This window comes from Actinomadura sp. KC06, from assembly GCF_004348735.1.
Lineage (GTDB): Bacteria > Actinomycetota > Actinomycetes > Streptosporangiales > Streptosporangiaceae > Spirillospora.
Genome location: NZ_SMKT01000045.1, coordinates 42,152 through 55,558 on the forward strand (window position 1 = coordinate 42,152; position 13,407 = coordinate 55,558).

General features: G+C 71.1%; 14 protein-coding genes and 1 tRNA gene. 13 read left to right on the forward strand and 2 right to left on the reverse strand.

What is annotated here, in order from left to right; translation table 11 throughout:
• The first annotated feature begins 28 nt into the window (after window positions 1-28).
• From E1287_RS16800 to E1287_RS16830, 7 genes are all read left to right on the forward strand, one after another.
• Window positions 29-1,414 carry a glycosyltransferase 87 family protein gene (locus E1287_RS16800; protein WP_243719095.1) on the forward strand — a complete coding sequence of 462 codons (1,386 nt, stop codon included), beginning with the start codon at window positions 29-31 and terminating at the stop codon, window positions 1,412-1,414.
• Entirely contained in the window at window positions 1,414-1,881 is a 468-nt protein-coding gene (locus E1287_RS16805) for a DUF4446 family protein (protein WP_131965901.1), read from the forward strand. Before E1287_RS16800 ends, E1287_RS16805 begins: the two co-directional genes overlap by 1 nt.
• Window positions 1,882-2,019: 138 nt before the next feature.
• Window positions 2,020-2,952 (forward strand): prephenate dehydratase, encoded by a 933-nt coding sequence (gene pheA, locus E1287_RS16810; protein WP_131965890.1) that lies wholly within the window; start codon window positions 2,020-2,022, stop codon window positions 2,950-2,952.
• A gap of 108 nt (window positions 2,953-3,060) precedes the next feature.
• Entirely contained in the window at window positions 3,061-4,683 is a 1,623-nt protein-coding gene (locus E1287_RS16815) for a hypothetical protein (protein WP_131965891.1), read from the forward strand.
• A gap of 14 nt (window positions 4,684-4,697) precedes the next feature.
• Window positions 4,698-5,504 carry a class I SAM-dependent methyltransferase gene (locus tag E1287_RS16820; protein ID WP_165969043.1) on the forward strand — a complete coding sequence of 269 codons (807 nt, stop codon included), beginning with the start codon at window positions 4,698-4,700 and terminating at the stop codon, window positions 5,502-5,504.
• 81 nt (window positions 5,505-5,585) lie between these two features.
• The gene (serS, locus tag E1287_RS16825; protein ID WP_131965893.1) at window positions 5,586-6,845 is read left to right on the forward strand and encodes a serine--tRNA ligase; all 1,260 of its coding nucleotides are present in this window, start codon (window positions 5,586-5,588) and stop codon (window positions 6,843-6,845) included.
• A gap of 83 nt (window positions 6,846-6,928) precedes the next feature.
• Window positions 6,929-7,729: a Cof-type HAD-IIB family hydrolase gene (locus tag E1287_RS16830; RefSeq protein WP_243719097.1), complete on the forward strand. Its 801-nt coding sequence runs from the start codon at window positions 6,929-6,931 to the stop codon at window positions 7,727-7,729.
• Window positions 7,730-7,858: 129 nt separating this feature from the next.
• On the opposite strand, the gene E1287_RS16835 is transcribed toward E1287_RS16830, so the two are convergent.
• Window positions 7,859-8,398 carry a bacterial proteasome activator family protein gene (locus E1287_RS16835; protein WP_131965895.1) on the reverse strand — a complete coding sequence of 180 codons (540 nt, stop codon included), beginning with the start codon at window positions 8,396-8,398 and terminating at the stop codon, window positions 7,859-7,861.
• A 13-nt stretch (window positions 8,399-8,411) separates the two neighbouring features.
• Window positions 8,412-9,368, reverse strand: a complete 957-nt coding sequence (locus E1287_RS16840; RefSeq protein ID WP_131965896.1) for an NAD(P)H-quinone oxidoreductase — start codon at window positions 9,366-9,368, stop codon at window positions 8,412-8,414.
• A 214-nt stretch (window positions 9,369-9,582) separates the two neighbouring features.
• On the opposite strand from E1287_RS16840, the gene E1287_RS45670 reads away from it, so the two are divergent.
• From E1287_RS45670 to E1287_RS43775, 6 genes are all read left to right on the forward strand, one after another.
• Window positions 9,583-11,727, forward strand: a complete 2,145-nt coding sequence (locus E1287_RS45670) for an AAA family ATPase (RefSeq protein WP_243719099.1) — start codon at window positions 9,583-9,585, stop codon at window positions 11,725-11,727.
• Between the two features lie 197 nt (window positions 11,728-11,924).
• Window positions 11,925-12,077, forward strand: a complete 153-nt coding sequence (locus tag E1287_RS43770) for a hypothetical protein (protein WP_165969044.1) — start codon at window positions 11,925-11,927, stop codon at window positions 12,075-12,077.
• An 11-nt stretch (window positions 12,078-12,088) separates the two neighbouring features.
• The gene (locus E1287_RS16850) at window positions 12,089-12,505 is read left to right on the forward strand and encodes a signal peptidase I (protein ID WP_131965897.1); all 417 of its coding nucleotides are present in this window, start codon (window positions 12,089-12,091) and stop codon (window positions 12,503-12,505) included.
• Window positions 12,506-12,635: 130 nt separating this feature from the next.
• Window positions 12,636-12,968 carry a hypothetical protein gene (locus tag E1287_RS16855; RefSeq protein ID WP_131965898.1) on the forward strand — a complete coding sequence of 111 codons (333 nt, stop codon included), beginning with the start codon at window positions 12,636-12,638 and terminating at the stop codon, window positions 12,966-12,968.
• 59 nt (window positions 12,969-13,027) lie between these two features.
• Window positions 13,028-13,116, forward strand: a tRNA-Ser gene (locus tag E1287_RS16860).
• 77 nt (window positions 13,117-13,193) lie between these two features.
• Window positions 13,194-13,361 (forward strand): hypothetical protein, encoded by a 168-nt coding sequence (locus tag E1287_RS43775; RefSeq protein ID WP_165969045.1) that lies wholly within the window; start codon window positions 13,194-13,196, stop codon window positions 13,359-13,361.
• Window positions 13,362-13,407 lie beyond the last annotated feature (46 nt).

A 13,407-nucleotide genomic window follows, 5' to 3' on the forward strand; every position in this document is an offset into this window, starting at 1 on the left:
CGGCCGGAGTGGCCATATCCTGCGGGCTGTGGACGGTCCCAAGGCGCAGATGGTCGGCGAAGCGGATGCCGAGGGCGGCCGCGCCCATGAACCATCCGGCGACCGGACGGCCGAGCCCGCCCGTCCCGAACGTGCCGCCGGCCCGCGCAGGACGGCCGGGGATCTGCTGATCGTCCTGGCGGGCGTGGTCGTCGCCGCCGTCGCGATGGCGCCGATCGTCACCCGCTGGCTGGGCAACGAGCCCGACCAGCGGCTCGTCGACCTGGAGGTCTACCGGGACGGCGGACGGGCCGTCCTGCGCGGCGCCCCGCTGTACGATGTCCTCACGCAGCCGCCGCAGCTCCTGCCGTTCACGTATCCGCCGTTCTCGGCCGTCCTCGCCGTCCCGTTCACCGTCATGTCCTGGCGGGCCGCGCAGCTGGTGTGGACGGGCCTGATCTGCGTCGCGCTGGTGATCTGCGTCTGCTACGCGTTCCGCGACCTGCTCCGCCGCGCCGGGCGCTGGGCGCCGCTCGCCGCGGGCGTCCTGGTCGGGGCGATGGCGTGGCTCGACCCCGTCCGGGACCAGTTCCGGTTCGGGCAGGTCGGGCTGTTCCTCCTCGCGATGTGCCTGGCCGACTGCTGCGCCCGCACGCCGCGCTGGCCGCGCGGGATGCTCGTCGGCCTCGCGGTGGCGATCAAGCTGGTGCCGGGCGTCTTCCTGATCTACTTCCTGATCACCGGGCGCCGGGACGCCTTCGGGAACGCGCTGTTCACGGCCGCCGCCGCCACGCTCGGGGCGTTCGCGCTGCTGCCGTCGGACTCGTCCGACTACTGGTTCGGGGCGCTGCTGCAGGGCGGCGACCGGACGGGCGCGGTCGACGGCACCACCAACCAGGCCGTCCACGGGATCGTCGCGCGAATCCTGGACGAAGGGCCCGCCCGTACGCTGGTGTGGCTCCTCCTCGCGCTGATCGTGGCGTGGTACGGCTTCACTTGGGCCCGCCGAGCGTCCCAGGCCGCCGACCTCCACTCCGGCCCGGATTCGTCCAGCCTGGTGCTGGCGGCGGTCGCGATCGTGGGGCTGCTGTCGGTCGTCCTGTCCCCGGTGGGCTGGATCCACCATCTTGTGTGGATGATCGCGGTGTTCGGTGCTTTGGCCGGTGATGCCCGGGACACGCGAAGATGTCTCTTCGCGCTGGGTCTCTGGCTGCTGTTCCTGTTCCCGATCCCCTGGTGGGGGCGGGCGCTGATCGGCCCTGAGCACTCCGCAGTCTCGGTTTTCACGGGCCAGGTCGTCCGTGACCTGTTCGGCGTCGCGGCCCTCGCGTCGATCATCGTCCTCGGAACCTGGATGGTGGAACGGATCGAACCGCGGCTCCGGCGCGAAGATCCTTCGCAACCCGAGGCCGGGGTGGGTACGCTCAGCCCGTGATGCTTGTCGCGGTGGCCGTCGCCGGCCTGGTCGCCGGGGTTGCGGGGCTGTCCATCGCCGTGGTCGCCCACAACCGGGTGAACCAGGTCGTCGACGAGTGCGGGGAAATGCTCAGGCGCCAGCTCCAGGTGGCCAGTGGGTCGGCGGACGAACGCGCGCTGCGCGACCTCGCCATCGTCCACTACGACGCCCTCAAGGAGATGTCCGGACACCGGTCCTTCTCGCTCGCCGTGATCAACGCGGTCGGGGACGGGATCGTGATCAGCTCGATCAACGGGCGCACCGAGACGCGGACCTACGCCAAGGCCGTCCAGGGCGGGCACCCGGTCGAGATGCTCTCCCCCGAGGAGAACCAGGCCCTGCGCGCCGCCCGCCTGGGCAAGGGCCCCATCGTCTCGATGGACGACCCCCTGCCCGACTTCGGCAGCGGCAACGGCGACCGCAGCGCCCCCACCGCCCGCGCCTGACCGACCGCATCTGACCGCCCGCGTGTGACAGTGGCTGACGGACGGCCTTGACCGGCCGGGCAGTAGACTCGGCATCCTCACCTCGCATACCGGCGAGGCGCAGCCCGCCCACCAGGAACGCACGCATCGGGAGCACCCGTGACCGCAGACGACAGGCCAGCGCGCTACGCCTACCTGGGTCCGCAGGGCACGTTCACCGAGGCCGCGCTCCTGACCATTCCGGGCGCGGCCGAGGCGGAGCACCTCCCGCTCGCGACCGTCCCGGCCGTGCTGGACGCCCTCCGCCGCGGCGAGGCCGACACCGCCGTCGTCGCGCTGGAGAACTCCGTCGAGGGCTCCGTCCCGACCACGCTGGACGAGCTGGCCACCGGCGAGCCGCTCCAGATCGTCGGCGAGATCCATCTGCCGGTGTCGTTCGCACTGCTCGTCCGGCCCGGCACGGAACTGGCCGACATCAAGACCGTCGCGTCCCACCCGATCGCGCAGCCGCAGTGCCGCCGCTGGCTGCTCGGCAACGTTCCGGACGCCGAATGGCGCGCCGCGACGTCCAACGCCGAGGCCGCCCAGCACGTCGCCGACGGCCACTACGACGCCGCCCTGGCCGGCTCGTTCGCCGCGTCCCGCTACGGCCTGTCCATCCTCGCCGAGGACATCCACGACGTCGCCGACGCCGTGACCCGCTTCGTCGTCCTGCACCGTCCCTGCACGCCGCCCGTGCCCACCGGCAAGGACAAGACGACCGTCGTCGCGTTCATCGGCGAGGACCACCCGGGCGCCCTGCTGGAGATCCTCACGGAGTTCTCCGTCCGCGGCATCAACCTGACCCTCATCCAGTCGCGCCCCACCGGCGCCGGCCTCGGCTCCTACCTGTTCTGGATGGACTTCGAGGGCCACGTCGCCGACGCCCGCGTCGGGGAGGCCCTGATGGGCCTGCGCCGCGTCTGCTCCGACGTCCGCTTCGTCGGCTCCTACGCCCGCGCCGACCAGGTCCGCCCCGAGATCCGCCGCGGCACCCACGACGACGACTTCACCGAAGCCGCCGCCTGGGTCGAATCCATCCGCACCGGCTGACCCGACGCCGGGGCACGGCCGCGACCCAACTGTGATCACAGGCGGCCAACCGACTGTGGATCTTGGACGTCTCCTCTGCACCAGTATTCAGTGGAGAGGTCATCCGCCGTGCGTCGATACTCGGCTCTGCTCGCGACGGCTGCGCTCGCAGCTTCGGTTCTGCTCGTCCCGAACGCCGCTCACGCGGACGTGAAGGACGCCTTCCTGACGGTCGACTTCGACCAGCTGGCCAGGGACCGGGTGGCCAAGCTCAGCCTGAAGGCCAAGTCGGCCAGCGGGGTCACGAGCGTCCGGGGGTTCATGCGCTATCAGGAACTCACCGCTGAGCCCTACGCCTCCTTCGACCTCACGCGGACGGAGGGGACGGACAACGACGGCGTCTGGCAGGCCGAGTACCGTCCCGACATCAAGATCCGGCCCGGCTACACCTACGTCGACGTGGTGGTCACCACAGCGGATGGCCTGACGCGGACGCTGCGGCGCCTGATGGACGACTGCTACCAGACCACGATCAGCGGCTTCACCTACGCGCCGAGCGTCATCGACGCCGATCATCCGGACGTGACCATGAGCGGCCGGGTCCTCGTCCAGAAGGTTCGTGAGGACGCTCCCGAACCGATGGCGGGCGGGACGATCAGGGTCGGGACGGACGTCGAGACGACGACGGGCGGCGACGGCTCGTTCACGGTGAAATCGGGCGGTGTCCCGTACGCGAGCGTCACCGCTCCCCGGCAGGGGCTGCTCTGCCCGGCCTACAAGAGCGCCTCCCTCATCGTGACCAAGCAGGCCACGGAGATCACCGCGCAGATCAAGCCGGCTTCGACGGTGGCGCCGTACACGCGGATGGCCGTCGACGGCAAGGTCCTCCGGTACGGGGCCGCCGGGCTCGTACCCGCGGCCAACGCACAGGTCCAGGTCGAGGTGCCGAGCGCGTTGATGGATCTCGGAGGCGGCATCGGCACCTCGGTGCGGACCGCCGCGGACGGAACCTTCCACACCTACTTCACGGCCGCGCGGGAGGCGGGGAAGTCCGGCACGGTGACCGCACGGGTTCTGGACGAGGGATTCTACGTCGGCAGCCAGACGAGCGTCGGGTCGCTGAACATCCGGAACATCTCCGAGATCACCGCCTTCGACGCATACCCCGAACCCCTCGCCTACGGCGACTCCGTCATCGTGAATGGGACGCTGTCGGTCAAGCCGGACTTCACCAACGTCAGCGACCTGCCGCTGGTCCTCGAGTTCTCGCCGGACGGCAAGACGTGGACGACCGTCCAGACCCAGACGCTGTCCCGTCCGGGGAACTTCTACTTCAACGGCCTCACGCCCCTGAACAAGGACGGGTACTGGCGTGCCCGGTACGCGGGCAGCGCGCTCAACACGCCGGCCGCCGGCCCGGCCGACTACGTCGACGTGAAGTACCGGACGCAGTGGTACGACTTCAACGCCTCGCCCGAGCCGGTGAAGAAGGGCGGAACGATCACGGTCAAGGGCCTGCTCTACCGGTTCCGTGACGTGGCGGGCCCGGGACCGAACGCGCCCGTGTACGTCTACTTCAAGCGCGCGGGCTCGACGACGTGGACGCAGATGGCCGCGACGAAGACCGACAGCAGCGGATGGTTCCGGAAGACGTTCAAGGCGTCGGCGGACGGCTACTGGATGGCGTCCTACAAGGGCAGCGGCAGCTACTTCCCGTCGGACACGCCGGCGGACTACGTCGACGTGCGCTGACGTACGCTGCGTGGGTGACCAAGGACTTCGATCTTTACGAGCGGGAACTGTGGGCCGGGCGCGCCACCGCGTACGAGCGGGGGTTCGCCCGGCTCACCCGCCACATGGTCGGTCCGCTGCTGGACGCCGCGGGCGTCGCGGACGGGACGCGGTTCCTCGATGTCGGCACCGGGCCGGGGTTCGTGTCGCAGGGGGCGGCGGAGCGCGGGGCCGTGGTGTCGGCGATGGACGCCGACCCCGGCATGGCGGACACCGCGCGCCGGAACGTTCCCGGACTGGACGTGCACGTCGCCGTCCTGCCCGACGTGCCGTTTCCGGACGGGACGTTCGACGCCGTCGCCGGGAACTTCGTCATCAACCACGTCGGCTCGCCCGGTGTGGCGATCGGCGAGCTGCGGCGCGTCCTGCGGCCGGGCGGGCGGCTGGCGCTGACCTGCTGGCTGATGCCCGGCAGCGGGGCGCTCGGGGTCGTCCGGGAGGCGATCGAGGAGGCGGGCGTGCCGTGGCCGGAGGACGTCCCGGAGCCGCCGTTCATGCAGTACGGCGAGCCGGTCGCGTTCCGTCGGCTGGTGGCGGAGGCCGGGGTCGGCGAGGTCGCCGTCGAAGAGGTGACGTGGGAGCACGTCGTCGACCCCGAGGACTGGTGGGAGACGGGCGCGCTGTCCAAGGTCGGCAGCAACGGCTACGTCGTCGGGCGGCAGGACGCCAAGACCGTCGCGCGGATCAAGGAGGCATACGACGGGATCGTCCGCGCGTACGCGGTCGCGGACGGCCAGGTCGCGCTGCCCGCGCACGCCCTGCTGGCCAGCGGCGTCCGCTGAGCCCCCGCCGGGCGGGCGAGGTTTTCCACAACCGGCGATACTCGCGCGCGGCGGCGGGGTTCGGCCGGTAGCCTCGGGTCTGTGATCGACCTGCGAGCTCTTCGAGAGGATCCCGAGCGGCTGCGTGCCTCGCAGCGCGCCCGCGGTGAGGATGACGGCGTCGTCGACCTGCTGCTCGACCTTGACGGGAGGCGCCGGACGGCGCTGACGTCGTTCGAGCGGCTGCGGGCGGAGCAGAAGAGTTTCGGCAAGTCGGTGTCCAAGGCGCAGGGCGACGAGCGGCAGCAGCTGCTGACCCGCGCGAAGGAGCTGGCGCAGCAGGTCAAGGAGGCCGAGGCGGAGGCCGACCGGCTCGGCGAGGAGCTCGACGCGCTGCTGAAGGGCGTCCCGAACCTCATCGAGGACGGCGCCCCGCCCGGCGGCGAGCAGGACTTCGTCGTCCTGGAGCACGTCGGCGAGCCGACCAAGTTCGACTTCGAGCCGAAAGACCACCTGGAGCTGGGCGAGAGCCTCGGCGCCATCGACATGGAGCGCGGCGCGAAGGTGTCCGGCGCGCGGTTCTACTACCTGACGGGCGTCGGCGCGCGGCTGCAGTACGCGCTGCTGAACCTCGCGATGGAGCAGGCGGTCGCGTCCGGGTTCGTCCCGATGTATCCGCCGGTGCTGGTGAAGCCGGAGGCGATGGAGGGCACCGGGTTCCTCGGCGCGCACGCCGCCGAGGTGTACCAGCTCCCGCAGGACGAGCTGTACCTGGTCGGGACGTCCGAGGTCCCGCTCGCGGCGTACCACATGAACGAGATCATCGACGCGCTGCCGCGTCGGTACGCGGCGTGGTCGTCGTGCTTCCGCCGCGAGGCCGGCTCCTACGGGAAGGACACGCGCGGCATCATCCGCGTCCACCAGTTCGACAAGGTGGAGATGTTCTCCTACTGCGACCCCGCCGACGCGCACGCCGAGCACCTGCGGCTGCTGGAGTGGGAGAAGGAGATGCTCGCCAAGGTCGAGATCCCGTACCGGGTGATCGACGTGGCGGCGGGCGACCTCGGGTCCAGCGCCGCGCGCAAGTACGACTGCGAGGCGTGGGTGCCGTCGCAGGGCACGTACCGGGAGGTCACGTCGACGTCCAACTGCACCGAGTTCCAGGCCCGGCGCCTGGCGGTCCGGTTCAAGGACGAGGGCGGCAGGAGCCGCCCGGTCGCGACGCTGAACGGGACGCTCGCGACGACGCGCTGGATGGTCGCGATCCTGGAGAACCACCAGCGCGCGGACGGGACGGTCCGCGTCCCGGAGGCGCTGCGGAAGTTCATCGGGCTGGACGTCCTGGAGCCCGTCAAACGGTAAGCCGCCGGGAAGCCCGCCGGATATGTCGCCTAGGGTGGGGCTGACCTGCCCTGGAAGGTGCCATGACCCAAGCCTCGCCACGCATGATCGCCACCGATCTGGACGGGACGATCGTGCGCTCCGACGGGACGCTCTCCGACCGGACCATCGCCGCCCTGGCCCGCGTCGAACGCGCCGGGGCGGTGCTGGTGATGGTGACCGGCCGCCCGCCGCGCTGGATGACGGAGGTCGCCGCGGCCGTCCGCCACCACGGCGTCGCGATCTGCGCCAACGGCGCCGTGGTGTACGACCTGCACACCGACACCGTCCTGCGCACCTCGGAGATCGCCCCCGACGTGATCGCCGAGACGGTCGGACGGCTCCGCGCCCTCGTGCCCGAACTCCGCTTCGCCGTGGAGCACCCGACCGGGTTCGTCTTCGAGACCACCTACAACCTCGGTCGCTGGGACGCCGAGGCCCTCGGCGGACGCCCCGTGGACGCCGACCGGCTCGCCGACCGCAGCGGCACCAAGCTGCTCGCCTTCCACGCCGACGCCGACGCCGACGAGCTCACGGAGAAGGCGGTGGAGGCCGTCGGCGACCTCGTGACCGTGACGAACTCGTCCGGGCGCGGGCTGCTGGAGATGAGCGCGCACGGCGTCACCAAGGCCAGCGCGCTCGCCGCCCTGTGCGCCGAGCACGACATCGCGTCCGACGACGTCGTCGCCTTCGGCGACCAGCTGAACGACCTCCCGATGCTCACCTGGGCGGGCACCTCCTACGCGGTCGCGAACGCCCACCCACTCGTGCTGGCCGCCGTAACGCACAAGACGTCCAGCAACGACGACGACGGCGTCGCCGAAGTCCTCGAACGCCTCTACCCCAACGCCGACGCCTTGACCTAGACCTTCCGGCACCGCCGTGACGTGGGACCGTTCCGGCGGCGACGACGCGACATGAGAACGGCCGCCTCCGCGAGGGCTTCGTCAGCATGCTGACGAAGCCCAAGCCGGAGGCGGCCGTTTCTCGCGTCCTTACAGGTAGGGGCCGGAGGAGCGGGTGCCGGGCTGGTCGTCCTCGGCGCCGGGGGGCATCATTCCGGCGGGGAGGGCGCGGCGCATCTGTTCGAGCTGGGCGCGGGCCGCCATCTGCTGGGCGAACAGCGTCGTCTGGATGCCGTGGAACAGGCCCTCCAGCCAGCCGACGAGCTGGGCCTGCGCGATCCGCAGCTCCGACTCGCTCGGGACCGTGCCCTCCGTGAACGGCAGCGACAGCCGCTCCAGCTCCTCCACCAGCTCCGGCGCGAGACCGTCCTCGAGCTCCTTGATGGACGACTTGTGGATCTCCCGCAGCCGGGCCCGGCTCGCCTCGTCCAGCGGGGCGGCCTTGACCTCGTCCAGCAGCTGCCGGATCATCCCGCCGATCCGCATCACCTTCGCGGGCTGCTCGACCATGTCGGTGATCGACTTGCCCTCGGACTCGCCCTCGCCGCCGCCCTCGACGGCGATGCCGTTCGGGCCGACCACGAGCACCTGCGGTTCCTGTTCAGACTGCTTCTTGGAAGGCTCGCTCATAATCCCTTCATCCTCACACGGTCAGCAGGATCTTGCCGATATGACCGCTCTCTTCGAGCAGCCGGTGCGCGCTCGCCGCGTCCGGCATCGGGATCCGCCGGTCGACGACCGCCCGGACGGAGCCCGACTCCAGCAGCGGCCACACATGCTCCCGGACCCCGGCCACGATCTCCGCCTTCTCCGCCGGCGGACGGGACCGCAGCGTCGTCGCGTGCACCAGGGCGCGTTTGCGCAGCAGCTTGCCGATGTCCAGCTCGGCCTTCGCGCCGCCTTGGAGCCCGATGACCATGAGCCGGCCGCCGGTGGCGAGCGCGTCCACGTTCCTGGCGAGGTACTTGGCGCCGATCAGGTCCAGGATCACGTCGTACGGGCCGCTGTCGACGAAGTCGTCCTCGCGGTAGTTCACCGTCACGTCCGCGCCGAGCTCCCGGCAGCGGGCGGCCTTCTCCGCGCTGCCGACCGTCGTCACCACCCGCGCGCCGCGCGCCTTGGCGAGCTGGATCGCGAGGGTCCCGATGCCGCTGCCGCCGCCGTGGACGAGAAGGGTCTCCCCGGCGCGCAGCCCGCCGAGCATGAAGACGTTCGACCACACCGTGCATGAGACTTCGGGGAGCCCGGCCGCGTCCACCAGGTCCACGCCGCTCGGCACGGGCAGGACCTGCGCCGCCGGAACCGCGACGCGTTCGGCGTACCCGCCGCCGGTGAGCAGCGCGCACACCTCGTCGCCGCGGGCCAGGCCGGTCACGTCCGCGCCGAGCTCGGCGACCGTTCCCGACACTTCCAGGCCCGGATACGGCGGGGCGCCCTCTGGCGGCGGGTAGAAGCCCATACGCTGCATGACGTCGGCGCGGTTGACCGCGCTCGCCGCCACGTCGATCAGCACCTCGCCCGGCTTCGGCACCGGATCCGGAACCCGCGTCCACTCCAGGACGCCGGGGTCGCCCGGCTCGCGGATAACGATCGCATGCATACCGGCAACGCTACCGGGGGCCGGCCAGGGAACGGTCCGTAACGGACGGCGCAGGAACGCTGCCGGACGCATCGCCGCGGGCCCGTCCGCGGCGGCGCAAACGTCGATCTCCACTGTGGATGCGTGGTATTGGCGCACGGGTATCCTGCGTGGGGGCCATTTTGCCCACCCGCACCGTGTTGATCATAAGAGGCGTGCCCGAGGGGGAAGAACGGTGGCAAGGAACGAGCACGACGGGCGTTCCCTTGAGGAGCGGCTGGCCTCTCTGGACGCGATGAGCGGGGAGCAGACCGGGCAGGTACCCGCCCCGCCGCCTCCCGGCGCCGAAGGCGCCGAAGGCGGCGGACAGGCTCCGCAGGGCCCGCCGCCGGCGTCCGCCGAGCAGGAGAACGCGCCGCCGGACGAAGCCGCTCAGCCCTTCCCCCTGCCCCAGCCTCCGACCGAGCAGAACGACCCCAACGCCAATCCCTGGCTCGCCGCGCCGCCGCCCATGTTCCAGCAGGCCCCCGAGAACTTCCCGCCCGAGAACTTCGGCCCGCCGCAGCCCCCGCCGTACGAAGGCGGCTCCGCGCCGCAGCCGTTCGACGGAGGAATGCTGCCGCCTCCGCCGTACTCCGCTCCGGGCGGCTTCCAGGGCTACGACCAGCCCCAGCCCCCACAGGGCGCTCCGCAAGGTGCCCCGCCGCCGTCGCAGCCGTCGCAGCAGCAGCCGCCGCAGCCGCAGGCCCCGTATCCGCCGCCCCAGCAGCCGCAGTACGACGCCAACGGCAACACCGCGCCTCCCCTCGAACAGCTGCCGCCCTACCCGTCCGACCAGTTCCCCCCGCAGCAGGACGCCGAGGCGACCGTCCAGCCGTACCAGCCGATCGACCCCACGACCGGCCAGCCTTACCCGCAGGACACCGACGCCGCAGGACGGCCGTACGTCCCGTTCGACCTGCAGACCGGCCAGCCCCTGTCCCCTGAAACCGGCCAGCCGTACCAGCAGGCCGACCCGAACACCGGGCAGCCCTACGCCCAGTACGACCCCAACACCGGGCAGCCGTATCAGCAGTTCGATCCCAACACCGGCCAGCAGTACCAGCAGTTCGATCCGAACACGGGGCAGCCGTACGCGCAGGACCCGAACGCGGGCGGACAGCAGTACCCGCCGATGGACCCCAACCAGGGCCAGCCTTATCAGCAGGTCGACCCGAACACCGGTCAGCCGTACGCCCAGTTCGATCCCAACACGGGTCAGCAGTACCAGCAGTTCGATCCGAACACGGGGCAGCCGTACGCGCAGGATCCAAATGCGGCCGGTCAGCAGTACCCGGCGGTCGACCCCAACACCGGGCAGCCTTTGCAGGGGTACGGCTATCCCGCGCAGCAGCAGGCACCCCAGCAGATGCCGCAGCAGCAGATGCCGCAGCAACCGCAGAACGCCGACAGCCTCAGTTCCGAGAACCTGCTCGGTGAGCGCCGCATCGCGCCGTCGTCCGGTTGGCGGCGCGCCGTGTACAAGGCGACCGCGGGCAACATCCATCCCGGGGAGTCGCAGGGCGATGTGCGCCGCAAGGACCTCATCGCCCGGGCGCGCACCATGGTGGCGGGCGGGCATCACCGGGTCGCGGTCATGTCGCTGAAGGGCGGCGTCGGCAAGACGACCACCACGACCGGGCTCGGTTCGATGCTGGGGTCGCTGCGCGGCGACACCGTGATCGCGGTGGACGCGAACCCGGACCGCGGGACGCTGTCGGACAAGGTCCGGCTGGAGACGGCCGCGACCGTCCGCGACCTGCTCAACAACCGGGACCGGATCCAGCGGTACGCCGACGTCCGGGCGTTCACCTCGCAGAACAACGCCCGGCTCGAAGTGCTGGCGTCCGACCGCGACCCGGCGGTCAGCGAGGCGTTCAGCGCGGACGACTACGCCGCCGTGGCCGTCGTCCTGGAGCAGTACTACTCGATCTGCATCACCGACTGCGGGACGGGGCTGCTGCACTCCGCGATGGCGGGCGTGCTGAGCCTCGCGGACCAGCTCGTCCTCGTCAGCTCCCCGTCGGTGGACGGCGCCCGTTCGGCGAGCGCGACGCTGGATTGGCTGGAGGCGCACGACCACGGCCATCTCGTCCGCAACGGCGTGGTCGTGCTGTCGATGGTCCGCAACCGGACCCGCAGCCAGGTCGACCTGGACAAGCTCCAGGCGCATTTCGAGAGCCGCTGCCGCGCCGTCGTCCGCATCCCGTACGACGACCACCTGGAGGAGGGGGCCGAGGTGGAGCTGGAGCAGCTCGCCCCCGCGACACGCGAGGCGTACCTGACGCTCGCCGCAGTGGTCGGCGACGGGTTCGCGTACCAACGTCCCGTCCAGCCCTGACGCGGCGGTGGGTGGTGTGCGAGGTCTGCGGGACGTCCCTGAACCGGCGCGACCTGGCCGGTGACGAGGTCTGGAACTGCGACGGGTGCGACGCTTTGTACCTCCGGAAGGCGGATGGCACGTTTCTGCGCCGTCCGTTCCCGCCTGCGGATCAGCGGTGGGCGGCTGCGTCCGGCGAGGCGGGCGTGGAGCACGCCGTGACGTACACGGCCACGCTATGCGGGATCGACCGCGACGCCGTCATCGTCCTGCGCCACTACTGGTCGGCCGCCAGGCCCGGCGCCTGCGCCGAGTGCCGGACGGCGGCGGACGGGCGCGTCGCCCGCTGGCCCGCCGAGACCGGACGCTAGGGTCGCGGCCTGTGGACGGCGTGTACGTGGGAAAGGCGGGCCCGGACGCCGCCGCTGACAGCGGCTGGCTGCTCGGCCATTTCAAGCCGCCGGGCGATCTGCGCCGCAGCGACGAGGTCGAGATCAAATGGGGCGTCCACCCGAAGGGCGAGCGGCGCGCCCGGTGGACGAACGGCGAGAAGCGCACCGCCCTTCTGGTGCTGGTCAGCGGCCGGTTCCGGCTGGAGTTCCCCGAGGGGGACGTGGTCCTGGCCGAGCAGGGCGACTACGTGGTGTGGGGACGCGGCGTCGACCATTCGTGGTGCGCGGAGGAGGAGTCGGTCGTGATGACCGTCCGCTGGCCGTCCATCCCCGGCTACGCCGTCCATCCCCCGGACCACGAAGGCGACGCGGCCGGCGACGGTGAGGACGGCGCCGCGGAACCGTGAGCGCGCGGGGCGCGTCCCACCGTCCATGATCGGTTTAAGGTGGCTGCCGCTCGCCGCCGCGGTGATGGCGCTGTGCGTGGGCTGCTCGTCCTCGTCCGGTGCAAGCGGGGTCTGCGTGTGCCGCCATCGCGTGACGGTCGCCGTCTCGGGTCTCGACCGGTTAGCGGTGGAGGGTGTGCGCATGAAGATCTGTGTCGGTGGGGCGTGCGTCGACTTCCGTGTTACGCGCCGTCCGGAGACGGAGTACTTCTCGTGCGGCTCGGCGGAGTGTTCGCTGCTCGATACCGGAGCGTTGGAGGTCAAGCTTTCGTGGATGGAGCCGCGGACGGTCGTCGGCCAGCCCGTGCGGGTGACGGCGTCGTCCAAACAAGGTCAGCGGGAGGGGGCTGCGACCATGAAGTTCGTCCACGACGATGCCCCCTGCGGGTGTGACTACTCGTACGCCGACGTCGCGCTGGGGTGAACCGCTTTATGCGGTCGAGGTCAGTGTCCGGCGCCCGCTATCGTGGGCGTTGGTCATCTGGAGAGTTCGCATAGTGGACTAGTGCAGGCGCCTTGAAAGCGCCCAGGGCTGGGGACAGTCCTCGTGGGTTCGAATCCCACACTCTCCGCTCTTGGAAGCCCGGAATGGTGGTGGACGCCCGAAAGCGTCCGGCTCGGGCGTATATGATCCGTTACCCTCGTCGGCATGTCAGAGACTCCCCAAGACCCGGCAGGAACCACCCACCAGTTTCAGAGCTTCGCCAACCAGGCGCCGCCGCAGAAGTCCGGCCCGAACGTCGGGCTCATCGTCGGCATCGCCGCCGTCGTGGCGGTGGTCGCGATCGTCGCGGTCGTGCTCCTGATGGTGGTCTGACGCCCGCTCCCCGCAACCCGCCTCAGCCCCCGCTGGCGCCCACGCG